Consider the following 24,551-nt stretch of genomic DNA (forward strand, 5'->3'; position numbering starts at 1 on the left):
GCCGGAATGACGCGGATGGCGCCCGCTATCTCCGCAGCCTTGGCTACTGCGCAGGCGGGGTGCCCCTTGTGCGTTCAGGGCGCCACAGGCCGGCGGGCCTGCTGCTGCCTGACGTGTTTCATGATGTTGATGAAGCTGTCGGTCCAGACTTGCCGGCGGTGCGCGGCGAGGAAGCGCAGCAGTTCGTCATGGGCTTGCACGGAGACGCTGAGGTAGTCGCCGCCGATGCCGTGGAAGGTGAAGTTGACCATGGTCCCGCGCTGCATCGCCTGGCGGACGATGGCGATCAGCTCCGCGCCGCTGCTGCCCTGGGGCGCCGCCACCGGCATGGCGAGCGGATCGAGCGACTGCATCGCGTCGATGACGCCGCTGTTGTTGCCGGCCTTGATCGCCACGAAGCTGTCCCGCAGCGCGGAAAGGTAGTCGCGTCCGCCCGCCAGGGTATCGCCGCAGGGCGCGGTGAACGTGCGTTCCCGCCGCCCATCGATCGCCGCCAGCATGGTATTGGCCAGCAGGACCTGGTCGCGCATCTGTTCCGCGCTGGTGGTGTCGAGGTTGCGGTGCGCTGCGACCCAGTCGCGCCCGGGTTTGCTGCGGGCGCATTGGTGGAACAGGCTGTGGTTGCCGAGCTCGTGCCCACGCCGTGCGGCTGCGCGCCAGTCTTCCATGCGCCGCGCCACCGAGGGATTCGACAGCTGCAGGTAGAAGCTGGCCTTGAAGCCGACTTTGTCGAGGGCGGGGAGGGCATGGTCGAGCTGTGAATCGAGGGCATCGTCGTAGGCGAGGCTGACCGCGGCGCGCGCCCCGTGCGGCCAGCTGAATGCCGGCACCGCTTCGCTTGCCTGGGCGGCAGGAAGGCCCGCATGCAGTGCGACGAGCAGCGCAAGAGCGGCGCGGCCAGCATGCCCGGCAGGCCACATCGTCCCATGTCGCTCCATCGCTCACCCCCTTTTCGGTCGGATATTGGAAACGTTACCATGAAATCTGTCCAAGTGTTGCAAATCAGCCGCATTTCGGGTCATACCGACGTGGAATATTCCGTTGACAATTTTTTTTGCTAACCCTAATATTCAGACAACTGACGTGGAAACGTTTCCACGCACCAGACGAATTGCTTGATCAACGACTGCATCGCGAGATGCAAGCCGGAGCGATTAACAGATGAATGAGCGCAACGCGCAAGCTTTTACCCGCTACCTGACAGCGAGGGCATCGGCACTGGCCGCATGTCCTCGCTGTGCCGCGTGGTGGCGAGGAGGTGCCCGGCGATAGGGGCGGCAGCAGGGACGACAGCATCGAAGGCCGGCAGCGTGCAGCCCGGCACAGGTAGTGGAGACACCGTTGGATTGGGTGACGGTCATTTTAAAAAAAACAGGAGAGCACCATGTATTACCCCAAGGCTAAACAGACATTGATGAGCCTGGCAGTAGCCAGCGCGTGCGCGGCATTCATCCCGGCCCATGCCCAGGAAGTCGCCTCGACCCCTGGCGCTGCCGCCGCCACCGATCCGGCCGCGGTCACCCCTCAGGAAGCCAGCACCCCCTCCTCGCCGGCCGGCGTCCAGACCGTCGTCGTGACCGGCCTGCGCGCCAGCCTCGAATCGTCGATGAACCTCAAGCGCAATGCGCAGGGCTTCGTGGACGGCATCGTCGCCGAAGACATCGGCAAATTCCCGGATACCAACCTGGCCGAATCGCTGCAGCGCATCAGCGGCGTGTCGATCGACCGCAGCATCGGCGAAGGCTCGAAAGTCACCGTGCGCGGTGTCGGCCCCGACTTCAACCTGGTGCTGCTGAACGGCCGCCAGATGCCGACCTCGAGCCTGGGCGACCGCCCGGGCCGCGCCTACGACTTCGCCAACATCGCGTCGGAAGCGATCTCCCAGCTGCAGGTGTATAAATCGGCGCGCGCCGAGACCCCGACCGGCGGTATCGGCGCCACCATCAACGTGCTGACCGCGCGTCCGCTCTCGCGTCCGGGCCTGCAGGCCAGCATCGGCGTCAAGGGCGTGTATGACCGCTCGGCCGACAACCTGCCGGCGGACGTCCAGCGCGGCGGCAAGGTCACCCCCGAAGTGTCTGGCATCTACAGCAACACCTCGGCCGACGGCCGCTTCGGTATCGGCCTGTCGGCCAGCTACCAGGAACGCAATCTGGGCTACAACGTGGCCTCCGTCGGCAACGGCTGGAGGGGGCCGTTCCGCGGCGACGAGAACAACTGGGGCACTATCCCGCAGCCGGGCACCCCGGGCTCCGAGAACATCACCAACCGTCCGAAGCCGGGTGACCTGTACCAGGTGCCGCAGAACATGAACTACGCCATGAACGGCATCCAGCGCCAGCGCACCAATGGCCAGCTGGTGTTCCAGTTCGCGCCGAGCAAGGCCCTGACCACGACCCTCGACTACACCTACTCTGAAAACAAGATCCAGACCCGCCGCCAGGACCTCTCGGCCTGGTTCAACTTCGGTCCGTCCTCGAGCACCTGGACCAACGGTCCGGTCGCCGCGCCGCTGGTGTACACCGAGATCATCAACCCGGCCAACAGCGACATCGCCATGGGCGGCGCCGATTTCGCCACCAAGACCCAGAACAAGTCGCTCGGCTTCAACGCGGCGTGGAAGGTCAACAGCGACGTCCGCCTCGAGCTGGACGCGCACCGCTCGACCGCCGAATCGGTACCGGACAGCCCGTTCGGCTCGTCCAACGTCCTGGGCACCGCCAGCTTCAGCCGCGGCACCACCAGCGTCGACTTCTCGAAGGACCTGCCGGTCCTGAGCATCCAGGGCGCCGACTTCCAGCGCGCCCCGCAGCAGGTGACCGGTTCGGTCTTCGAGAACGGCTATGTCAAGAGCGAAATCACCCAGCTGCAGACCCACGGCAGCTGGAAGATGCTGGAAGCATCCGAGCTGAAGTTCGGCCTGGCCTCGACCGACGTGAAGAACCGCTCGGCCTTCTCGGTCCAGCAGCGTGACGACACCTGGGGCGGCGCGACCAAGGCGTCGGATTACCCGGCCAGCTACTTCCACCAGGAGAGCCTGCGCCAGTACTTCGACAACATCGACGGCCACGACAACCCGAACCTGTTCAACACCTTCTACACCTTCGACTTCGCCGCCCTGCGCCAGCTCGCCGCGACGGTCACGGGCAAGCCGGAGCTGTACCTGCCGAAACCGAACTACACCACCGACCAGCGCACCCGCGAAAAATCGAAGAGCCTGTACCTGCAGTTCAACACCGACTGGGACTTCGCGATGCCGGTGCATACCGCCCTGGGCGTGCGCTACGAGAAGACCGACGTCACCTCGACCGCGCTGGTGCCGATCGCCACCTCCTACACCTGGCTGTCGCAGAACGAGTTCGCGGTGGGCTTCGGCACGCCGTCCTTCACCACCCTGACCGGCAAGTACCACCATGTGCTGCCGAGCTTCGACGCCGATATCGACCTGCGTTCCGACATGAAGGGCCGCTTCAGCTACGGCGAAACCATCGGCCGCGCCCGCTATGACCAGCTGACCGGCGGCCAGGTGCTCGAGGTGCAGGGTCGTATCGAAGGCGGCCGGGGAACCCAGGGCAACCCGGGCCTGCTGCCGGTCAAGTCGAAGAACATCGACCTGGCCTGGGAGTGGTATTACAACAAGTCGAGCTTCGTCTCGGTCGGCCACTTCCGCAAGAGCCTGGAGAACTACGCCGGCCAGTCGCAGGTCACCGCCCAGCCCTTCGGCCTGCGCACCCCGGTGGGCGGCGCCTACTGGAACGCGGCGATCGGCGCCGGCTGCGCGAGTTCGGACACGACTTGCATCCGCAATTACATCTTCCGCAACTTCGCGGGACGTCCTGGCGTGACGCGCGGACCGGATGATGTCAACGGCAATGCCACCGGTTCCATCGCAGGCCAGCCGAACGACCCGATCGCCAACTTCCAGATCACCAGCTACTCGAACCAGAAAAGGGCACGCCTGCGCGGCCTGGAGTTTAACGTCCAGCACATGTTCGGCACCTCCGGATTCGGCGTTCAGGCGAACTTCACCAAGGTCGACTCGGGCCTGCAGTACAACAATGCCAGCATCGGCGAGCAATTCGCGCTGGTGGGCCTGAGCGACTCCGCCAACCTGGTGGGTATCTTCGAGAACGACAAGTGGAACGTGCGCGCGGCCTACAACTGGCGCGACAGGTTCCTGACCTCGACCTTCGACGGCGTGGGGCCGAACCCGCAGTATGTCGAAGCCTACGGCCAGCTTGACCTGAGCATCGGATACAACGTCAACAAGAACATCAGTGTCCAGTTGGAAGGCATCAACCTGACCGACGAGATCCGGCGCGTGCATGGCCGTAACGAGCGTCAGGCGCTGTATGTGGAGCAGTCCGGTCCGCGTTACATGCTGTCGGCCCGCTACAAGTTCTAAGCTGAGGCTGGCAAAAAAACCAGCGGGCCCTGGCCGATGCCACGGTCCGCTGTGTTCACTTTCAGGTTAGACTTGCCCAGCATTGGTTTTATTGAAAACAAATATGGCGATCACCACCATCAGGCATGTCGTCGTCGTGGGCGGAGGGTCGGCCGGCTGGCTGACTGCCGCCGTCCTTGCATCGAGCTTCAAGGCGCTTGGTGACGGCGGCCTGCGCGTGACGCTGATCGAGTCGCCCGACGTGCCGACGATCGGCGTCGGTGAGGGTACCTGGCCGACCATGCGCGACACCCTGCGCGCGGCCGGCCTGTCCGAATCCGCTTTCTTCCGCGAATGCGATGCCGCCTTCAAGCAGGGCTCGCGCTTCAACCGCTGGGTCAGCGGCGCCGACCACGACTATTACTTCCACCCCTTCGTGCTGCCCCAGGGCTGGGGCGAGGCCGACATGGCCGGCCGCTGGCTCGAGCGCCATGCCGGCGTTCCCTTCGCCGACCTGGTGAGCTACCAGCCGCACCTGTGCGTGCAGGGGCGCGCGCCCAAGCAGGCCGTCACGCCCGAATTCGCAGCGGTGGCCAACTACGGCTACCACCTCGACGCCGGCAAGTTCGGCCTGTTCCTCAAGAAGCACTGCCTGGAAAAGCTCGGCGTGGACTACGTGCCGGACCACGTCACCGGCATCCGCTCCCACGACAATGGCGACATCGCCGCCCTGCACACCAAGGCGCATGGCGACTTGGCCGGCGACCTGTTCGTGGACTGCACCGGCATGCAGTCGCTGCTGCTCGGGAAGCACTACGGCGTGCCCTTCCTTCCGCAGCGTGGCGTCCTGTTCAACGACAGCGCGCTGGCGGTGCAGGTGCCCTATGTACACGAGGATGATCCGATCGCCTCGCAGACCACGTCCACCGCGCAGGAAGCCGGCTGGATCTGGGACATCGGCCTGCCTTCCCGGCGCGGCATCGGCCACGTGTATTCGAGCGCGCACACCGGCGACGATGCGGCCGAACGCGCGCTGCGCGCCTACATCCGCGCGACCGGCGGCCCCGACGACATCCCGACGCCGCGCAAGCTGTCCTTCGAACCAGGCTACCGCGAGCGCTTCTGGCACCGCAACTGCGTCGCGATAGGCTTGTCCGCCGGCTTCATCGAGCCGCTGGAAGCCTCGGCGCTGGCCATGGTCGAATTGTCGGCGGCGATGCTGGCCGACGAGATGCCGGTCACGCGCGCGCAGATGGAGCTCAGTGCCCGGCGCTTCAACGAAACCTTCAGCTACCGCTGGGAGCGGGTGATCGACTTCCTGAAACTGCACTATGTCCTGAGCCGCCGCGAGGGCGCGGAAGATCCGCATGGCTACTGGCGCGACAACCGCCGCGGCGACACCATCCCGCAGCGCCTGGACGAGCTGCTGGCGCTGTGGCGCCACCGTCCGCCCTCGCGCTACGACTTCAACCGCATCCAGGAAGTCTTCCCGGCGGCGAGCTACCAGTATATTTTGTACGGGATGGGCTTCAAGCCGGAGCCCGGCCTGGCCCGGCGCGAGCGCATCGGGGAGGGCAACGGCGCGATCGCCGACGGCTTCCTGCGCCAGGCCGCCGACCAGACCCGCAGGATGCTGCCCGCGCTGCCGGACAACCGCATGCTCGTCGCGCACATCGTGCGCCACGGGCTTCCGACGACATAAACAACGAGAACGAAAGAGACGACACCGATGGCCAATCCCGTACTGCTGAATAACATCGATCACAAGGACCTGCGCGTGATCACCCGCCACGGCCGCGACATCACCGAGCGCCACGCCTTCGTGCCGACCTTCCCGGCTGAATTCCGGCTGCTGCAGGCCCACTATCCGATCATCTTCCGCAAGGAGAGCGAAGCGAGCGCCTTCGAACCGGTGGCGCTGCTCGGTTTCGAGTCCGACGAAAACCTGTTTTTGGAAGACGAAGGCTGGGATGCCAGCACCATCCCGCTGCTGGTCGACCGCCTGCCTTTCCTGATCGGCCGCGACGGCGACGAGCTGATGATCCACATCGACCTGGACAGCCCGCGCGTCAGCACGCATGAAGGCGAGCCGATCTTCCTGCCGCACGGCGGCATGAGCCCCTACCTCGAGAACGTCAATTCGATGCTGCTCGCCGTCCACGAAGGCATGGCGGCGAATGCCGCCTTCGTCGAGGCCCTCGTGAAGCACGATCTGATCGAAGGTTTCTCGCTCGATGTGACGCTCGACGACGGTTCCCAGAACCGTCTCGCCGGCTTCTACACCATCAACGAAGACCGCCTGGCCGCGCTCGACGCCGAAACCCTCGACAGCCTGCACAAGGCCGGCTACCTCAGCGCGATCTACTTCCAGCTCGCTTCACTGTCGAACTTCCGGGCGCTGATCGACCGCAAAAATGCCCGCCGTGCTGCCCGCGCCTAAGCCGATCCGCGAGCTGGCCGGCCTGACGCCGCGCGACCTCGGCCCCGGCCGCCCTGCGGCGGCCGTCCTCGCGTCCACCGAACCGGTGGTGCTGCGCGGCCTGGTGGCGCAATGGCCGATGGTCCGGGCTGCGCGCGCGTCCGCGCTTGCTGCCGACGCCTACCTGCGCCGCTTCTACCGCGACGCCACCGTCAATGCCATGTTCGGCCCGCCCGAGATCGAAGGCCGCTTCTTCTACAACGAGGCGATGGATGGCTTTAACTTCGCACCGGTGTCGGTGCGCCTGGACAAGGTGCTGGCCGAGCTTGAACGCTACCGCGGCGCTGCCCCGCAACAGCAGCCGGCCATCTACGTCGGCTCGACCACGATCGACAGCTGCCTGCCCGGTTTCCACGACGAGAACGCCATCGACCTCGGCGGGCGCGACGCGCTGGGTTCGATCTGGATCGGCAACCGTACCCGCATCGCGGCCCACTACGACCTGCCGGACAACCTGGCCTGTGTGGTCGCCGGGCGCCGCCGCTTCACCCTGTTCCCACCTGAACAAGTCGAGAACCTCTATATCGGCCCGCTCGACCTGACGCCCGCCGGGCAGGCCATCAGCCTGGTCGACTTCCTGAAGCCCGATCTCGAACGCTTCCCGCGTTTTGCCACGGCCATGGAGCATGCGTTGGCTGTCGAGATGGAAGCGGGCGATGCGCTGTTCATCCCCAGCATGTGGTGGCATCACATCGAGGCGCTGGAAGACTTCAACGTGCTGGTGAACTACTGGTGGCGCCAGTCGCCTGGCTACATGGATACGCCGATGAACGCGCTGATGCATGCCTTGATGAGCGTGCGCGACCTGCCGCCGGAACAGCGCAAGGCCTGGGCCGGGCTGTTCCGCCACTACGTGTTCGAAGCGGATGAGAAGACCGCCGCCCATATTCCGCCGAACGCGCGCCGCGCCCTGGCGCCGATGGATGCCGACAGCGTGCGCAGCATCCGCGCCCAACTACTGAAAAGAATGAACCGCTGAGGAGACAAGCATGGACAAGGGTCTGAACGGCATGGGCAAGCCCGTGCGCCGCGTCGTCATCGCGGGCGGGGGCACCGCCGGCTGGATGGCGGCGGCCTGCATCTCGAAGGTGCTGGGCAAGCGCCTCGACATCAAGCTGGTCGAATCCGACGAGATCGGCACCGTGGGCGTGGGCGAGGCGACCATCCCGACCCTGCTGAACTTCCATAACCTCCTCGAGATCAACGAGCAGGAGTTCATGGCCGAGACCAAGGCCACCTTCAAGCTCGGCATCAGTTTCGAAAACTGGCGCAACGTGAACGAGGACTACATCCACTCCTTCGGCCTGACCGGCACCGACCACTGGACCGCCGGCTTCCAGCACTTCTGGCACAAGGGCCGCGAGCGCGGCCTGGCGGGCGAGTACGGCGACTACTGCCTCGAATTGCGCGCCTCCCAGGAGAACAAGTTCGCCCACCTCCCTCGGGGCGGCATGAACTACGCCTACCACCTGGACGCAAGCGCCTATGCGCGCTACCTGCGCAAGTTCAGCGAGCGCTTCGGCGTGCAGCGCATCGAGGGCAAGATCGTCGACGTGAGCACCAGCGCATTGAGCGGCCAGGTGCGCTCGATCACGCTCGATTCGGGCGTCGACATCGAGGGCGACCTGTTCATCGACTGCACCGGTTTCCGCGGCCTGCTGATCGGTCAGGCGATGGGGGTCGAATATGAAAACTGGTCGGAGTGGCTGTTCAACGACAGCGCCGCGGCATTGCAGACGGCGTCGGTGGGGGATGCCGTCCCGCTGACCCGCTCGATCGCGCATCCCTTCGGCTGGCAGTGGCGCATCCCGCTGCAGCACCGTGTCGGCAACGGCATCGTGTTTTCGAGCCGCTACGTGGAAGAAGAGGCGGCCATCCAGGCACTGCAGGGGAATATCGAAGGCGAAGCCCTGATGAAGCCGCGCGTGATCAAATTCACGCCGGGCCAGCGCCGCCAGGTCTGGAAGCACAACGTGGTCGCCGTCGGCCTGTCGAGCGGCTTCCTGGAGCCGATCGAATCGACCAGCATCCACCTGATCCAGCGCAGCATCATTCGCCTGATGCAGATGTTCCCGACGGAGGGCATCGTGCAGGCCGACATCGAGGAATTCAACCGACAGGCCGCGTCGGAAATCGAACATATCCGCGACTTCATCATCCTGCATTACAAGGTCAACAACCGGATCGACGCGCCCTACTGGAGGGATGCGCGCAACATGGAAGTGCCGAAGTCCCTGCAGCACCGCATCGACCTGTTCCGCGAAACGGGGCGCGTGTTCCGCGCGCCCACCGAGCTGTTCGCCGAGAACTCCTGGATCCAGGTGATGCTGGGGCAGGGCATCATGCCCTATCGCCACCACCAGACGGCCGACCTGATGGGAGACGAGGAGCTGTCGCAATTCCTCGGTGGGATCAAGGGACAGATCGACCGCACCGTGGCCGGCCTGCCCTCGCACCAGTCTTACGTCGAGCGTTACTGCTCGGCGCCGAAATAAGACAGGAACATCGACACCGCCGCTTCGATCACGGGCTCCTGCTGTCCGGGACCCAGCGGGGCGGCGCCCATCGCCACCTGGGGCCAGAAGGCAAAGGCCTTGACCTGCCCCTGCAGCATGGTGGCGGCAAAGGCCGGGTCGCCCGGTTTCAGGCGTCCGTCCGCCTGCGCCGCACGGATCCAGCTTGTTACGCCTTCCTCGCGCTCGTTCAGGCGCGCAAAGATCGGCAGGGCGCGCTCGGGCGCGTGGATCGCCTCCGAGATCGCCACCCGCGCCAGGTCGAGGAAATCCTGGTCTTCCAGGGTGCGCATCTTCAGGCGCACCAGCTCCGTCAGCTGCTCGCGCAGGCTCACGTCGCCGCGATAAGGCAGTTCCAGCAGCGCCGCACTGCGCCCGAACAGCTGCACGATGGTCTCCGTGAACAGTTCTTCCTTGCTGGGGAAGTGGTTGTACACCGTCCGTTTCGACACGCCCGCTTCGAGGGCGATCTTGTCCATGCTGGTGGCCTCGAAGCCGTTGGCGCGAAACTGTGCCGCGGCCGCGCTGAAGATGGCCAGGCGTTTGCGATCGGTAAGACGAATCTCGTTCATCGCTTAATTTTACACCGACCAGTTTACTTTTCCAAAAAGTGAAACTACACTGTGTAGTGTACTTTTAATGAATCGACACCCCATGCGCCTTCTGCTCGCCACCCTCATCCTCGGGATCACCGCCATTATGACCTATTGCAGCCTCGCTTCCGCCGCCGTTCCTGCGCATGCGCAGTCTCCCCAGTTCGCTGACGGCAAATTCCGCAACGCGATCAAGATGCGCGAGTACAGCTTTGGCGAAATGGTCGGGTTGTGGTGGAACGCCATGATCAACAAGCCGGCGGGCACCATGCCGAAGGGGAGCATTCCGGTGCGCGCCCTGAGCCGCGCCGACCTGCTCGCCGCGCCGGACAAGTCCCTGTTCCGCCTGGGCCATTCGACCATCCTGCTCAAGCTGGACGGCGCCTTCTACCTGACCGACCCGGTGTTCTCGGAGCGTGCCTCGCCGGTGGGCTGGGCCGGCCCGAAGCGCTTCCATGCGCCGCCGGTCTCGATCGACGAACTCCCGCCAATCAAGGCCGTGATCCTGTCGCACGACCATTACGACCACCTCGACCATGCCGCGATCATGCAGCTGGCCGCCAAGACCAGCCACTTCCTGGCGCCGCTCGGCGTCGGCGACCGCCTGGTCGCGTGGGGCGTCGAAGCAGGCAAGGTGCGCCAGTTCGACTGGTGGCAGGAGGCCAGCATCGACGGCGTGCGCTTCGTCGCCACGCCGTCCCAGCACTTCTCGGGCCGCAGCCTGGGCGACCGCGACACCACGCTGTGGGCCTCCTGGGTGATCCTGCATGACGACCTGCGCCTGTTCTTCAGCGGCGACAGCGGCTACTTCAAGGGGTTCAAGGAGATCGGCGAACGCTTCGGTCCCTTCGACCTCGCGATGGTGGAGACCGGCGCCTACGACAAACAGTGGCCCGAAGTGCACATGCAGCCGGAAGAAACCCTGCAAGCCTTCCTCGACCTGAAGGGCAAGTGGCTGCTGCCGGTCCATAACGGCACCTTCGACCTGGCCCTGCACCGCTGGCAGGACCCGCTGGAGCGCATCGCGGCGCTGGCCTCCGCCAGGGACGTGAAGCTGACGACGCCGGAGATGGGCGAAGCACTCGACCTCGCGCAACCGCATGCCGGCAAGGCCTGGTGGCGCGAGCTCGAGTAAGCCTTCAGGACGACACGGCTTTCAGGCCGACGATGCCGGCGCCGATCATCGCAATGCACAGCAGCCGCGCCGGCGATACCGACTCGCCCAGCAACGCGATGCCGACGATCGCCGTGCCGATCGCACCGATGCCGGTCCACACGGCATAGGCCGTCCCGACCGGCAGGGTCTTCAGCGCGTAAGAGAGCAGGCCGAAACTGACCGCCATGGCCACGACGGTGCCCACCGTGGGCCACAGGCGGGTAAAACCTTCGGTGTACTTGAGACCGACCGCCCAGACGATTTCGAACAGGCCTGCGACAACGAGAACGATCCACGCCATGATGCTTCCTTTTCAAAGATAAACGCAGGCCGCAGCATATATCACTAAAGAAGATGGAAAAAGTCAGGAGCTGTCAGTAATATTGAAAGATGGCCTTCGATCTCGATAAGCTGACCGTCTTCCTGGCGGCGGTGGACCACGGTTCCTTTTCCGCCGCCGCGCGCGCCTTGGGGCGGGTGCCGTCCGCCGTCAGCATGGCGATCGCCAACCTGGAAGCGGAACTCGACCTGCAGCTGTTCGACCGCAGCGGCCGCGAACCGAAACCGACGGCGCATGCCGCCGTGCTGGTCCCGCAGGCCCGCCTGCTGCTCGAACAGCTGGGGCGCCTGAACAGCCATGCGCTGTCGCTGACCCAGGGGCTGGAGTCGTCCCTGAGGATCGCCCTGGTGCCCGAGCTGCTGGCGGCGGCGCCCTGGAGCGAAGCGCTGCGCCGGCTGGCGCTGGAATACCCGCTGCTGAAAGTGGAAGTGCTCACCGCGCCGCAGGCCGACGCGCTGGCCATGCTGCAGAGCGGGCGCGCGGACCTCGCCCTGGTCTACGAGCGCTACGGGCGCGAGCCCTACGAAGCCTTCGAAGAGGTGGCCGAGGAAAGGCTGGTCGCGGTGGTCGCTCCCAGCCATCCCCTGTGCGAACGCATGGGCAAGGAGGCGATCCGCGACGAGGACCTGCTCGCCGAGCGCCAGGTGCTGGTCGCCGGCCGCGATACGGAGCAGGTCGACAAGCGCATCGCGGTCGCGCGCCTGCAATGGCGGACCGATAACCCGGCCGCGGCGCTGGCGCTGGTGAAGGCGGGCCTGGGCTGGGCCTGGCTGCCTTCCGGCTTCGTGCGCGAGCCTTTGGAGCACGGTGAACTGGTGCAGATCCCGACCGCCAACTTCACCAACGTATTGCGCTTCTTCGTCGACGTCATCTGGAACAACGAGCGCCCGCCGGGCCTGGCGGCGCGGCGCTTCATCGGCTTGATGAACGCGCTGCGCAGCGGCGGGCATTCCTAGAACTCAGGCAGCCGTCACCGGCTGCTTGTGCAGGTTCGCGTACTTCAGGCCGAAGTAAAGGATGAACAGGTAGCACACGGCCGGCACCAGGAAGGACGGCTGCAGGCCGATGGTATCGGCGAACATGCCCTGGATAAAAGGCACGACGGCGCCGCCGACGATGGCCATGCACAGGATGCCCGAGCCCTGGCCGGTGAACTTGCCCAGGCCGTGCAGCGCCAGGCTGAAGATGGTCGGGAACATGATGGAATTGCACAGGCCGACCGCGATGATCGCCCACATGGCGAGCTGGCCGTCGCTGAAGGTCGCCAGCAGCACCAGCAGGATCGAGCCGAGCGCATTGACGGCCAGGGTCTTGCCCGGGCTGACGTAGCGCATCACGGCGAAGCCGATGAAGCGGCCCACCAGGGCGCCGCCCCAGTACAGGCTGACGTACTGCGCCGCATCCGCGTGGCTCAGGCCAGCGATGTTGCCTTCGCCGAGGAAGTTGATCAGGAAGCTGCCGATGCTGACTTCCGCGCCCACATACAGGAAGATCGCGACCGCGCCCAGCACCAGGTGGCGGTAGGCCATGGCGCCGCCCTTGCCGTCGACGGCGGGCTTGCCATCATCCGCATGGCGGATCTTCGGCAGCTTCGCCACCGCGAACAGCACCGCCAGCACCGCCAGCGCCGCGGCCAGGCCCAAATAAGGACCCTGCACCGCGGCCGCTTCCGCCGCCTTGTGCGCCGCCTGTTCCGCTGCCGGCAATGCCGCCAGCTGGTCGGCGCTCAGCGCGACGGTGGACAGGATCAGGATGCCGCCCAGTGCCGGCGCCACCGTGGTGCCGAGCGAGTTGAAGGCCTGGGTCAGCGTGAGGCGGCTCGAGGCCGTGCGCGCCGGCCCGAGCACGGTGACAAAGGGATTGGCCGCCACCTGCAGGATCGTGATGCCGCTCGCCAGCACGAAGAAGGCGAACAGGAACAGGCCGTAGCCGCGCGTCGAGGCCGGGTAGAACAGGGCGCAGCCGGCCGCCGCGATCATCAGGCCGGTGACGGCGCCGTTCTGGTAGCCGATTTTCTTGATCAAGATCCCGGCCGGCAGCGACACGACGAAATAGGCGCCGAAGAAGCAGAACTGCACCAGCATCGCCTGCAGGTAGGTGAGGGTGTAGATCGACTTCAGGTGCGGGATCAGCACGTCGTTGAGCGAGGTGAGCAGGCCCCACATGAAGAACAGGATGGTGACGATGACGAGTGCGCCGGTGTGCGCGCCGGTTTGTGAATCGTGTTCGGACTCGGGGGCCTGCGCCGCCGCGGGCGAAGGATTCTGGGCTGCGTTGTGCATGGGGTCTCCGTGGTTATTGCAGTGCCGCGATGTGAGCCGACAGCATCGCGGACACGCCGCGCAGCGCCGGGTACTGCTCGGTGATGAGATAGGTCGGGATACGTGCAAGGTAGGGACTCAGGCGCCCCTTGTCTTCGAAGCGCGCGCGAAAGCTTGACTCCGTGAACAGTTTGCCAAGCCGCGGCACGATGCCGCCGCCGATGTACATGCCGCCGGTCGCGCCCAGGGTCAGCGCGACGTTGCCGGCCACGCTGCCGAGGATGCCGCAGAAGGTCTCGACGGTCTTCACGCAGTCGGCCGCGTTGCCGTCGATGGCGGCGCTGGTGATGGCTGGCGCGTCGAGGCGCTTGCCGGCCAGCGCCCAGTGGATCAGTTCCAGGCCCATGCCCGACAGCAGGCGCTCGGCCGACACATGGCCGTATTCACCCCACAGCGCTTCCAGGATCGCCACTTCTTCCCTGGTCGACGGCGCGAAGCTGACGTGACCACCTTCACCGGCCAGTGCAAACCAGCGGCCGGCCGCCGGGATGACGCCGGAAACGCCCAGGCCGGTGCCCGGTCCGATCAGGCCAATGGGGCGGTTCGGCAAGTCGATGCCGCCGCCGATGCGCGCGCGTCCCTCCGCCGCCAGGTGCGGCAGCGACATCGCCAGCGCGGCGAAATCGTTTACCACCAGCAGCGTGTCCAGTTCCTGCTGCCGGCGCAGCGCTTCAATGGAAAAGCTCCAGTGGTGGTTGGTCATGCTGACCCGGTCTTCCTCGACCGGGTTGGCGATCGCGACGGCCGCATGGCGCACGCTGTCCGCCGCCAGCCCGCGCGCCCCAGCCTTGGCGAGGTAGGCCCGCATGGCGTCGTCCAGGGTCGGGTAGTCGGCGCAGGCCAGCACTTCGATATCGTCGAAGCCCTCGCCCGACTGCAGGGCAAAGCGGGCATTGGTCCCGCCGATGTCGGCCAGCAGCTTCACTGCAGTTCCCCGCAGCGCACGGCATCCGGCTCGCCCGCCGCACCGCCAGCGATCTCGATATTGGTGAACGCGGCGGCAAAGGCCGCGTCGCTGCTGACGCTGAACGGCGCGTCCACCCTGGCGAGATCGGTTCCTTTCGCCTGGAAGCAGGCCAGCGGAATCTTGACGGTCTGCTTGCCCTTGCCGGCCAGGCGCTTGAACAGGGCCGTGGTGTCGAGGTTGCCGCCACCCATGCGCATCGCGACCTTGCCGCTCGGTGCGGCGGATACGATGGTGTCGAAGCGCAGTGCCGCGTTGGCCCCGGCGGCGGCCGGCAGCACCATCGGCCGCGCACCGCGCGCCTCGACGGTGGCCGGGCCGGTCCACGTGACCAGCTTGGCATCCTGCTGGGTGTTCACCTGCGAGGTCTGCACGGCGACGCCCGGCAGGCTGAAGCTCGCATTCAGGTCGGCGCCCAGCACCAGCTGCTGCTGTCCGCTGCGGACCGTCAGCGGGAAGCTGGCGCGGTCGGCCTGGCTGAACACCGGGAAGGTAGTGCTGACGCCGCAGCCGCCGGCCGGGTAGGTGGCGTCCAGCTTGCCCACCTTCGAGCGGGTCGCGGTCTTGAGGCCGTAGCCGTAGGCGAACAACGGCGCGTAGTTCCTGTCGCCGACATTCAGGTCGGTCTGGCAGGCCGACTTCGGCCACGAGAACGGCAGCTTGCCGGTGAAGTCATAGCGCTTGGAGCCGGCAACCAGCAGGTCGGACACACCTTTTCCCTCGGTGCCCGGCAGCCAGGCGGCCACAAAAACGTCCGACAGGTTGAGCAGGTCGTTGACGTAGAGCGGACGGCCCGAGACGAACACGGTGACGACCGGCTTGCCCTTGCCGGCGACCGCCTGCAGCACAGCCAGGTCTTCGGGATAGCGGCCGCTGTGGCGCAGGGTGCCGTTGGGGCCGATGTCGCCGTCGCCTTCCGCATACGGACGCTCGCCGATCACCGCCACCACCACGTCGAACTTCGACACATCGACACCCTTGGCGTCGGCGCTGAAGCTGACATTGTCCTTGCCGGCCGCCTCGCGGATACCGGCCAGCACCGTGTCGGCATTCGGGAAATCGGCATTGGTATTGGCCGTACCCTGCCAGGTGATCGACCAGCCGCCGGTCTGGTTCGACAAATCGTCCGCGGTCTTGCCGACCACGAGGATCTTCTTGCCGCGTGTGATCGGCAGCACCGGGCTGTCGTTCTTGAGCAGCACCAGCGATTCGCGCACCGCGCGCCGGGCCAGCGCGCGCGGCTGCATCGCCTCATCCTTTCCGGCATAGGCGTTCTGCGCCGGGCTCTTGTCGAACAGGCCAGCGCGCAGCTTGACGCGGATGATGCGGCTCACCGCGTCATCGATGCGCGCCATCGGGATCGCGCCGCTTTCCACCTGCCTGATCGTGTTGGAAATAAAAGCCTTCCAGTCGTCCGGCACCATGACCATGTCGTTGCCGGCATTGATGGCGGCCGCGCAGCTGTCGTTGCCGCAGCCCGGTACTTCGCCGTGGCCGTTCCAGTCGGTGATGACGAAGCCGTCGAAACCCATCTTGGTCTTGAGCACGTCGGTGAGCATGACGCGGCTGCCGTGCATCTTGCCGTAGTTGGTGCCGCCGGCGACGTCGTTCCAGGAATTGAAGGAGGACATCACCGTCTGCACACCCGCCGCCAATGCCGGATAGTAGCCGGCGCCGTGGATGTTGATCATCTGCGACTTGCTGGACTTGTTGACGCCGCGGTCCTTGCCGTGTTCGGTGCCGCCGTCGCCGATGAAGTGCTTGGCGGTGGCGATGGTGTTGGCATCGTCCTTCAGCATGCCCTGCATGCCGCGCACGTAGGCGCCGGCATAGCTCTTCACGACTTCCGGGTTCTCGGAATAGCTTTCGTAGGTGCGTCCCCAGCGGTCGTCGCGCACCACGGCCAGGGTCGGGCCGAACACCCAGGCGATGCCGCTGGCGCGGGTGGCCTTGGCGGTGGCGGCGCCGATTTCTTCCAGCAGCTTCGGATTGCGTGCCGCACCCAGGCCGATGTTATGCGGGAAGAGGGTGGCGCCGAACACGTTGTTGTGACCGTGGACCGCGTCCGTGCCCCACACGACCGGCACCTTGACCGCCATGTCGGTCGACATCGAGGCTTCGTGGTAGCGCTGCGCCAGCGCCAGCCACTCGGCCGCCTTCGCATGCTTGTTCCCGTTCGGCCAGCTGCCGCCGCCGTTGAGCACCGAGCCGAGGTAGTAGCGCTTCACGTCTTCCGGCGTGGCGCTCTTGATCTCGGGCTGGGTCATCTGGCCGACCTTTTGCGCGAGCGTCATCTTGCCGACGATGTCACGGACGCGCTGCTCGAGCGCGGCGTCGCTGGCGATAGCGCTGCGCACCTGCGGCCAGTCGGTCAGGGGTGCCGCAGCGGCGGGAAAGGAAAGCGCCATGGCAAGCGCCAGTACCGGGTTGCGAAGCATGGGAGTCATGGGTCGTCTCGCTGTTTGTTGGTTTATTCGCCGCGCAGGAAGGAGCGGTACCACTTGCCGCTGCCCTTCAGGCGGCGCTCCTGGGTCGTGTAGTCGATGTGGGTGAGGCCGAAGCGTTTCAGGTAGCCCTCGGCCCACTCGAAGTTGTCGAGCAGGCTCCAGGCGAAGTAGCCTTTCACCGGCACGCCGTCCTTGATGGCGGCGTTCAGCGCCGCCAGGTGGCGCATCAGGTAGTGGCGGCGCTCGACGTCGTCGATCTCCCCCTGTGGATTCACTTCATCCGCATAGCAGGAACCGTTCTCGGTGATGTACATCGGGCCCGGATGGTAGTCGTTCTCGATGCGCAGCAGGAGTTCGGCCAGTCCCTGCGGCGCCACTTCCCAGCCCATGTAGGTGGTCTCGGCGCCGGGCGCCGGCGGCAGCACGCGCGCCGACAGCGGCGCATGACCTGGGTCGTACTGGATGGTCTCGGGGAAGTAGTAGTTCACACCGAGGAAATCGGTCGGCACGGCGATGGCCTCGAGGTCGCCCGGCAGCACGAGGGGCGCGGCATCGCCGATGGCGTCCAATGTCGCCTTCGGATAGCCGCGGCCGTACAGCGGGTCGAGGAACCAGCGGTAGCGCAGGCCGTCGTGGCGCTCGGCCGCGGCGACGTCCTCGGGTTGATTGCTGGCCGGGCGCACCGGGTGCAGGCTCAGGGCGATGCCGGCCTTCGCATTGCGCACGTTGGCGCGGATCAGCGGCACCGCCTTGCCGTGCGAGAGCAGCACGTGGTGGGCCACCTGCAGCGCGGTCCTGAAGTCGGTATTGCCCGGCGCGTGCCAGCCTTCGAAGTTGCCGATGATCGAGGTGCACCAGGGTTCGTTGTGGGTGATCCAGTGCTGCACGCGGTCGCCCAGGCGGCGCGTCACCGCATCGACGAAGGCCAGGTAGGCGTCGACGGTGGCGCGCTCGTTCCAGCCGCCGCGGTCTTCTAGGTACTGCGGCAGGTCCCAGTGGTAGAGCGTGGCCCAGGGTTGCAGGCCGCGTTCCAGCATGCCGTCCACCAGGCGGGAATAAAAATCCAAGCCTTTGGGGTTCGGTTTGCCCCCAATTTCGGAAAAGATGCGCGGCCAGGCGATCGAGAAGCGGTAGGCGTTCAGACCCATGTCGCGGCCGATGTCGAAGTCTTCCGGCCAGCGGTGATAGTGGTCGCAGGCGACCGAACCGTTCGAGCCATCCTTGATCTTGCCCGGGGTGGCGGCGAAGCGGTCCCAGATCGATTCGACCCGGCCGTCTTCCTGGCCGGCGCCTTCGATCTGGTACGAGGAGGTGGCGCAGCCCCACAAGAAGTCGGGGGCGAAATCGCCGCGCATTGGCGCGCTCGGCTCGGGACGGGGTGCTTTTTTCATGGTCTGGTCTGTGTTAGCTCGTTACGCTAGGATATTTGGAAAGCTTTCCAATTGCAATCTAAAAAAAAGGCCGGCGCGCGGCCGTGCCTCTCTATTTCTTCTTGTTTCGGGTCGCGCTTGGCACTTTGGCCAGCGAAGCGCGCAGCGTCACGCTGACCGGGAAGGTGCGCGTCACCGGGCGGTGCAGGTCGTAGCAGCGGTTGAGCAGGGCATTCAGGCCGTTCAGCGTCATCTCGCGCCAGGGCATGTGCACGGAGGTGAGGCGCGGGGCCGAGAACGCGGCGCTCGGCGTGTCGTCGTAGCCGATCACCGACAGGTCGCGCGGCACGCTGATGCCGGCCTCCTGGAAGTAGGCGAGCGCACCCACCGCCATCTCGTCGTTGGCGCAGAACAGGGCGGTGCACTTGTAGCCCGAATCGACCAGCTCCTTGGCCGCCGACCAGCCGCCCTGGGGCGAGAAGTCGCTCTCAAGCGTCCAGACCTTGCTGGTGTCGATGCCCTCGGCTTCCAGTTCGCGCATGAAGCCGTCGATACGGGCCACGTTGTCGGCCAGCGCCGCCGGGCCGGCGATGACGGCGATGTCGCGGTGCTTGTAGTCGAGCAGGGTGCGCGCAGCAAGGCGACCGCCCAGCGCGTGGTCGACCGTGAAGCACTGCTCCGGGATCTGGCTGAACTCGTGGTTCAGCGCGACGATCTGTTTCTGCTTGCCGCCCAGGGTGGCCAGGTCTTCGTCGGTGAGCGCGCTGGTCATCATGACGATGCCGTCGCAGCCGCGCTCGATCAGGAACTCGATGCCTTCGATGGCCTGGCGGCGCGCGTCGCCCAGGCCGACGCCGAAGGCCACCACCATGTGCAGGCCGGCGGCGCGCAGCTCGGTGTCGATGATCTGCAGGATCGGGGTATAGAAGGTACCGCTCAGGACAGGAATGTAGACGCCGACCATCCGGCTGGTGCCGGACAGCAGGGCGCGCGCCGCGTGCGAGGGACGGAACCCGAGCTCGTCGATCGCCTTGCGCACGCGCTCCAGCGTGGCCGGCGACACCGAACCCTTGCCGCTGACCACGCGCGAGGCGGTGCCGAGGCCGACGCCGGCGAGACGCGCTACGTCCTTGATGGTTGCCACTGACGATCCTTCATCGGAAAACGGTTATTCGAAAAACACTGAAGCATACTGCATTCATCTGACACTGGCACCTGTCTTTACAGGCGCTTGCCGCTGGCCGGATCGAACAGGGATACCCGCGCCGCATCGATGTCGAAACGCACGGCCTGGCCGCTTGCCAGCGGCCGTGGGTCGTGCACGATGCACGAGAGCTGGTGGCCGCCGCAGTCGAGCCAGACGACCTGGTGGTTCCCCATCGGTTCGACCAGCGTCACGCTGGCCTGCAGCGGACCATTTTCGCTGAGGTGGATGTCTTCCGGACGCACCGCCAGCGTCACCGGGCCCGAGGGCGCCACGCAGTCCGGCGTCAGGGACAGTGCACCTGCAGTAAACCGTCGCTGCACGTCGAGTTCTCCATCAATGAAATTCATTGAGGGCGAGCCGAGGAAGCCGGCCACGAAACGGTTGGCCGGGCGCTCGTAGACCTCGCCCGGTGTGCCGATCTGCTGGATGCGGCCACCCTGCATGACGACGATGCGGGTGGCCAGGGTCATCGCCTCGGCCTGGTCGTGGGTCACGTAGACCATGGTCGAGCCGAGGTTCTGGTGCAGGAGTTTCAGTTCGCGGCGCAGTTCGGCGCGCAGCTTGGCGTCCAGGTTCGAGAGCGGCTCGTCGAACAGGTAGACGCCGGCCTCGCGCACCAGGGCGCGCCCGATCGCCACGCGCTGGCGTTGGCCGCCCGAGAGCTGGGCCGGCTTGCGGTCCAGCAGCGACTCGAGCTGCAGCATCTCGGCAGCCTTCCGCACGCGGCGCTGGATCTCGGCCTTCGGCGCGCCCGAGATGCTCAGGCCGAAGGACATGTTCTTCTCGACCGTCATGGTCGGGTACAGGGCATAGGACTGGAACACCATGCCGATCCCGCGCTCGCTCGGATCGGCATGGCTCATGTCACGGCCGCCGATCTCGATCGACCCCTCGGCCAGGTCGATCAGGCCGGCGATGCTGTGCAGCAGAGTGGATTTTCCGCAGCCCGAAGGCCCGAGCAGGACCAGGAACTCGCCCGGCTCGATGTGCAGGTCGAGGTCGCGGATGACCTGGTTGCTGCCACGGGTGATGCACAGCTTGCGCAGATGGACGTTGGACATGATTCAGCCTTTCACTGCGCCGGCGGCGATACCGCGCACGAACCAGCGTCCCGAGATGAAGTAGATCGCCAGCGGCACCGCCGCCGTCAGGATGGTCGCGGCCATGTTGACGTTGTACAGGCGGGTGCCGGTGGTGGTGTTGATCACGTTATTCAGCTGCACCGTCATCGGCGCATTGTCGCGGCCGGCGAACACCAGGCCGAGGATGTAGTCGTTCCACACGCCGGTGACCTGCATGATGGCGGCGACCACCACGATCGGCAGCGACATCGGCAGCATCACCTGCAGGAAGATGCGCCAGAAGCCGCCGCCGTCGATGCGTGCGGCCTGGAACAGCTCGTGCGGCACCGAGGCGTAGTAATTCCGGAACAACAGGGTCATGATCGGCATGCCGAAGATGACGTGCACCAGCACGATGGCCGGCAGTGAGCCGAACACGCCGGCGCGCGCCATCATCCACACCAGCGGGTAGATCATGACCTGCACCGGGATGAAGGCCCCGGCCAGCAGCACGCCGAACAGGACATTCGCGCCGCGCGGCTTCCAGAACGACAGCGCATAGCCGTTGATGGCGCCCAGCAGGATCGGGATGACGGTGCTCGGCACCGTGATCGCCACCGAATTCCAGAAGCCGCCGCTGACCTGGCTCCAGGCCTTCGTCCACGGCGCGATGGTCGCCAGCAGCGGCAGGGCGAACACGTTGCCGTTGCGGATCTCGTCCATCGACTTGAAGGACGTGATGATCATGACGTACAACGGCAGCAGGAAGTACAGCGCGGCGCTGAAGAGGAAAGCGTAGACGCCGATGCGGGCGGGCTTGAATCGCTTGCGGCGCACGGCTGGTGTGGCGGCGAATGTCATGACAGGGGCTGGGACCTGCAGGGTGGTGTCGCTCATGCGCGTTTCCTCCGGCTGCGTGCGTAGGCATAGGGCGCCAGCAGGGCCAGCACCGGGATCAGCAGGGTCACCGCGCCGGCCGAGGCCAGCCCGATGTTCGAACGCAGGAACAGGTGGTCCATGATGAACTTGGCCGGCACCTCGCTGGCGGTGCCCGGGCCGCCGCCGGTCATCGCCACCACCGCGTCGTACAGCTTGACCACGGCGGTGGACAGCAGCAGGAACACGGTGGCGACCGTCGGCCCCAGCATCGGCAATACGATCTGCAGGTAGACGCGCCAGGCCGGGATGCCGTCCAGCCGCGCCGCCTTGTAGATCTCGGGATCGACGCCGCGCAGGCCGGCCAGCATCATCGCCATCACCAGGCCGGACGCCTGCCAGACGGCGGCGATGACGATGGTGTAGATGACCATCTCCTGGTCGATGATCCAGTCGAAGCTGAAGTCCGCGAAGCCGAGCTGGCGCACTGCCCCTTCGATGCCGGCGCCCGGCGCCAGCATCCATTGCCATACCAGGCCGGTGGCGACGAAGGACATCGCGTAAGGGTAGAGGAAGACCGTGCGCAGGAAGCCTTCGCCATTGACGTTCTGGTCGATGAAGGCGGCCAGCAGGAAGCCGAGCACCATGCAGGCGACGATGAACAGCGCGCCATAGACGGCCAGGTTGTTCAGCGAGATCAGCCAGCGCTCGTTGTCGAACAGGCGCATATACTGGGCGGCGCCGATGAAGTGATCGGAGGGGAAGGTACGCGAGGCGGTGAACGAGGTGCGGAAGGTCCACAAGGCCGCGCCGACGTAGGCGACCAGCACCGTCAGCGCCATCGGCAGCAGGGCGAGGTGTGGACTGATCTTGTGGGCGCGCAGGGTGAGCATGGCGGTCAGTATTTGAGGGCGTTGGCGATGCTCTTCTGGGCGCGTTCGACCGGCATATTCGTGTTCCAGTAGGCGGTCAGCACGTCCTGCATGGCGCCGTTCTGGTCCGGCGTCAGGTAGACCTCCGTCACCCCGGCCTGGCGCGCGCGGTCCTTCATGATCTCGATGCCCTTTTGCGCGCACAGGTCCAGTTCGGACGCGTCGACGTCGGTGCGGACCGGGATCGAGCCTTTCAGCTTGCTGAAGCCGACCTGCAGGGCCGGCTGTGACACGACGTTTGCGAGCAGCTGCTGCGCTTTGACTGCCTGGTTGTCGTCGGTGCGCGGGAAGACGAAGACGTCGCCCTGGATCAGGTAGGGCGTGGACGAGGTGAAGCCGGCCATGCAGCCGTAGTGCTGGCCCGCGACCTGGCGTGCATTCGTGAACTCGCCCTTGGCCCAGTCGCCCATCACCTGGAAGCCGGCCTTTCCGCTGATGACCAGGGCGGTGGCGTCGTTCCAGTTGCGGCCAGGCGAGCCGGCATCGACATAGGATTTCAGGCGCTTGAAGGCCTGCAGCACCTTGCGGAACTCGGGCGACAGCAGGGTCGCCTGGTCGCGGTCGCGCATCGCCTTCAGGTACAGCTCCTTGCCGCCCATATTGGCCAGGATCGCCGAGAACAGCACGGTCTCCTGCCAGGACTGGCCGCCGTGGGCGAGGGGGATGATGCCGGCCGCCTTGAGCTTGTCGAGCGCGGCGAAGAGTTCAGGCATGCTCGCCGGTTCCTTCGTGATGCCGGCCTTCTGGAAGGCGGCCTTCGAATACCAGAACCAGGTCTGCATGTGGATGTTCAGCGGCACCGCGTAATAGTGGCCGTCCACCTTGATGACGTCGATGATCGGAGGCGGCAGCATCCGGTCCCAGTTCTGGGCGCGCGCGACGGCGTCGACGTTGTTGAGCATCCCCGCTTCGATCACGTCGAGGAACTGCTTGGAAGTGTTGAACTGGGCCGCGGTAGGCGGATTGCCGCCGACGATGCGGTTGATGGTCACGGCACGGGACTGGTCGCCGCCGGCGATCGCAGTGTCGATCCAGATGCCGCCCGCATTGCGGTAGGCCTGGGCGACCTGCTTGACTGCAGCCGATTCGCCGCCGGATGTCCACCAGTGGATGACTTCCGCCTTGGGGGCGGCAGGCACCGACGCAGCATGCGCCGCCGCGGCAGGCGTCATGGCAGCCGCGATCCATGCGCAGGCTGTCGCCAGGGTGCGTGGTGTGGACATCGTGTCTCCGTGTATGCCGCTATTTTTCGGTAAGTTGGAAACGTTACCATCGGCTTTGCCCGACTATAGCATCGGGTGAAATGCGGGTCAAACAAATAATGCAATCAGGATTCTGGCACAGATTTCGTGTGCTTTCGGTAACTTTTGATATGGTGGTTATTTCCTAACGGTTGGATTTCCTGCCAGATTTTTATACCGAATAGCAAGGTGTTTGCGCAAGAAATGTGAGTGCGGAGCGACTGCTGTTTGCGCCTGCTTAACTGTCGAGACCAGTCCTTTTCTATGATGAGTCCAGAAGAGCCGGGACTCATCCGCAGCGCCGGCCCTTGCCAGCTCTCGTTGGGAGGAAAGTAAGCGTCAAACCAGCGCCGTCTAGACACTGAACGGAGCCAGTCGCAAAGTAGTCCCCACTAAATTTTGGCGGGGACTATCTTGGGAAGCGAAGTTGAACACAGCAGGCGTCGGCGGAGCACGAACTACCCGCTCGAGTTCAAGCGGCAGCTGGCGCAGCAGGCGTGTGATTCGGCAGTGAGTGTCTCGCAGCTGGCCCTGCAGCATGGACTGAACACGAACATGCTGTTTCGCTGGCGACGCCAGTTGATGGCGGGCCAGCTCGACCAGGCCGAGTTGGTGCCGGTAACACTGGCACAGGCTTCGCCGTTCATCAAAGCCCCGGCCGGCAGCG

The 24,551-nt window shown here is 65.6% G+C and carries 20 protein-coding genes; 8 read left to right on the forward strand and 12 right to left on the reverse strand.

What is annotated here, in order from left to right:
- Nucleotides 1-74: 74 nt before the first annotated feature.
- The gene (locus tag AC56LK_RS14150; protein ID WP_497185131.1) at nt 75-920 is read right to left on the reverse strand and encodes a polysaccharide deacetylase family protein; all 846 of its coding nucleotides are present in this window, start codon (nt 918-920) and stop codon (nt 75-77) included.
- A gap of 494 nt (nt 921-1,414) precedes the next feature.
- Between AC56LK_RS14150 and AC56LK_RS14155 the strand changes: the two genes are divergently transcribed.
- The 5 genes from AC56LK_RS14155 to AC56LK_RS14175 all read left to right on the forward strand — a co-directional run bounded on the left by AC56LK_RS14155 (nt 1,415) and on the right by AC56LK_RS14175 (nt 9,358).
- A complete protein-coding gene (locus AC56LK_RS14155) occupies nt 1,415-4,405 on the forward strand; it encodes a TonB-dependent receptor (RefSeq protein WP_497185132.1) in 2,991 nt (996 codons plus the stop codon).
- A 103-nt stretch (nt 4,406-4,508) separates the two neighbouring features.
- Complete coding sequence (locus tag AC56LK_RS14160; protein ID WP_497185133.1) at nt 4,509-6,086, forward strand: tryptophan halogenase family protein; 1,578 nt, start codon at nt 4,509-4,511, stop codon at nt 6,084-6,086.
- 27 nt (nt 6,087-6,113) lie between these two features.
- Nucleotides 6,114-6,824 (forward strand): SapC family protein, encoded by a 711-nt coding sequence (locus tag AC56LK_RS14165; protein WP_497185134.1) that lies wholly within the window; start codon nt 6,114-6,116, stop codon nt 6,822-6,824.
- The gene (locus AC56LK_RS14170) at nt 6,799-7,842 is read left to right on the forward strand and encodes a cupin-like domain-containing protein (protein ID WP_497185135.1); all 1,044 of its coding nucleotides are present in this window, start codon (nt 6,799-6,801) and stop codon (nt 7,840-7,842) included. Before AC56LK_RS14165 ends, AC56LK_RS14170 begins: the two co-directional genes overlap by 26 nt.
- A 10-nt stretch (nt 7,843-7,852) precedes the next feature.
- Entirely contained in the window at nt 7,853-9,358 is a 1,506-nt protein-coding gene (locus AC56LK_RS14175; protein WP_497185136.1) for a tryptophan halogenase family protein, read from the forward strand.
- Here AC56LK_RS14175 and AC56LK_RS14180 read toward each other — a convergent pair.
- A complete protein-coding gene (locus tag AC56LK_RS14180; protein WP_497185137.1) occupies nt 9,337-9,948 on the reverse strand; it encodes a TetR/AcrR family transcriptional regulator in 612 nt (203 codons plus the stop codon). The genes AC56LK_RS14175 and AC56LK_RS14180 overlap by 22 nt on opposite strands.
- Before the next feature lie 127 nt (nt 9,949-10,075).
- On the opposite strand from AC56LK_RS14180, the gene AC56LK_RS14185 reads away from it, so the two are divergent.
- On the forward strand, nt 10,076-11,104 hold the full coding sequence (locus AC56LK_RS14185) for an MBL fold metallo-hydrolase (protein ID WP_497185151.1): 1,029 nt from the start codon (nt 10,076-10,078) through the stop codon (nt 11,102-11,104).
- A 4-nt stretch (nt 11,105-11,108) separates the two neighbouring features.
- On the opposite strand, the gene sugE is transcribed toward AC56LK_RS14185, so the two are convergent.
- The gene (gene sugE, locus AC56LK_RS14190; protein WP_497185138.1) at nt 11,109-11,426 is read right to left on the reverse strand and encodes a quaternary ammonium compound efflux SMR transporter SugE; all 318 of its coding nucleotides are present in this window, start codon (nt 11,424-11,426) and stop codon (nt 11,109-11,111) included.
- Nucleotides 11,427-11,515: 89 nt separating this feature from the next.
- Between sugE and AC56LK_RS14195 the strand changes: the two genes are divergently transcribed.
- A complete protein-coding gene (locus AC56LK_RS14195; protein WP_497185139.1) occupies nt 11,516-12,421 on the forward strand; it encodes a LysR family transcriptional regulator in 906 nt (301 codons plus the stop codon).
- A 3-nt stretch (nt 12,422-12,424) separates the two neighbouring features.
- Here AC56LK_RS14195 and AC56LK_RS14200 read toward each other — a convergent pair whose 3' ends face one another.
- From AC56LK_RS14200 to AC56LK_RS14240, 9 genes are all read right to left on the reverse strand, one after another.
- Nucleotides 12,425-13,747 carry a sugar MFS transporter gene (locus AC56LK_RS14200; protein ID WP_497185140.1) on the reverse strand — a complete coding sequence of 441 codons (1,323 nt, stop codon included), beginning with the start codon at nt 13,745-13,747 and terminating at the stop codon, nt 12,425-12,427.
- Nucleotides 13,748-13,760: 13 nt separating this feature from the next.
- A complete protein-coding gene (locus AC56LK_RS14205) occupies nt 13,761-14,711 on the reverse strand; it encodes a glucokinase (RefSeq protein WP_497185141.1) in 951 nt (316 codons plus the stop codon).
- Nucleotides 14,708-17,197 (reverse strand): glycoside hydrolase family 3 protein, encoded by a 2,490-nt coding sequence (locus AC56LK_RS14210; RefSeq protein ID WP_497185142.1) that lies wholly within the window; start codon nt 17,195-17,197, stop codon nt 14,708-14,710. Before AC56LK_RS14210 ends, AC56LK_RS14205 begins: the two co-directional genes overlap by 4 nt.
- A 23-nt stretch (nt 17,198-17,220) precedes the next feature.
- On the reverse strand, nt 17,221-18,588 hold the full coding sequence (locus AC56LK_RS14215; RefSeq protein WP_497185143.1) for a GH1 family beta-glucosidase: 1,368 nt from the start codon (nt 18,586-18,588) through the stop codon (nt 17,221-17,223).
- Between the two features lie 91 nt (nt 18,589-18,679).
- A complete protein-coding gene (locus tag AC56LK_RS14220; protein ID WP_497185144.1) occupies nt 18,680-19,711 on the reverse strand; it encodes a LacI family DNA-binding transcriptional regulator in 1,032 nt (343 codons plus the stop codon).
- Nucleotides 19,712-19,788: 77 nt separating this feature from the next.
- On the reverse strand, nt 19,789-20,835 hold the full coding sequence (locus AC56LK_RS14225) for an ABC transporter ATP-binding protein (protein ID WP_497185145.1): 1,047 nt from the start codon (nt 20,833-20,835) through the stop codon (nt 19,789-19,791).
- 3 nt (nt 20,836-20,838) lie between these two features.
- A complete protein-coding gene (locus tag AC56LK_RS14230; protein ID WP_497185152.1) occupies nt 20,839-21,696 on the reverse strand; it encodes a carbohydrate ABC transporter permease in 858 nt (285 codons plus the stop codon).
- Nucleotides 21,697-21,728: 32 nt separating this feature from the next.
- A complete protein-coding gene (locus tag AC56LK_RS14235; protein WP_497185146.1) occupies nt 21,729-22,604 on the reverse strand; it encodes a carbohydrate ABC transporter permease in 876 nt (291 codons plus the stop codon).
- 5 nt (nt 22,605-22,609) lie between these two features.
- A complete protein-coding gene (locus tag AC56LK_RS14240) occupies nt 22,610-23,866 on the reverse strand; it encodes an ABC transporter substrate-binding protein (protein WP_497185147.1) in 1,257 nt (418 codons plus the stop codon).
- Nucleotides 23,867-24,298: 432 nt separating this feature from the next.
- Here AC56LK_RS14240 and AC56LK_RS14245 point away from each other — a divergent pair.
- Nucleotides 24,299-24,551: transposase (locus tag AC56LK_RS14245; RefSeq protein ID WP_497185148.1), on the forward strand; the 253-nt coding region annotated here is incomplete at its 3' end.

This window comes from Telluria sp. ZB4P36, from assembly GCF_059685865.1.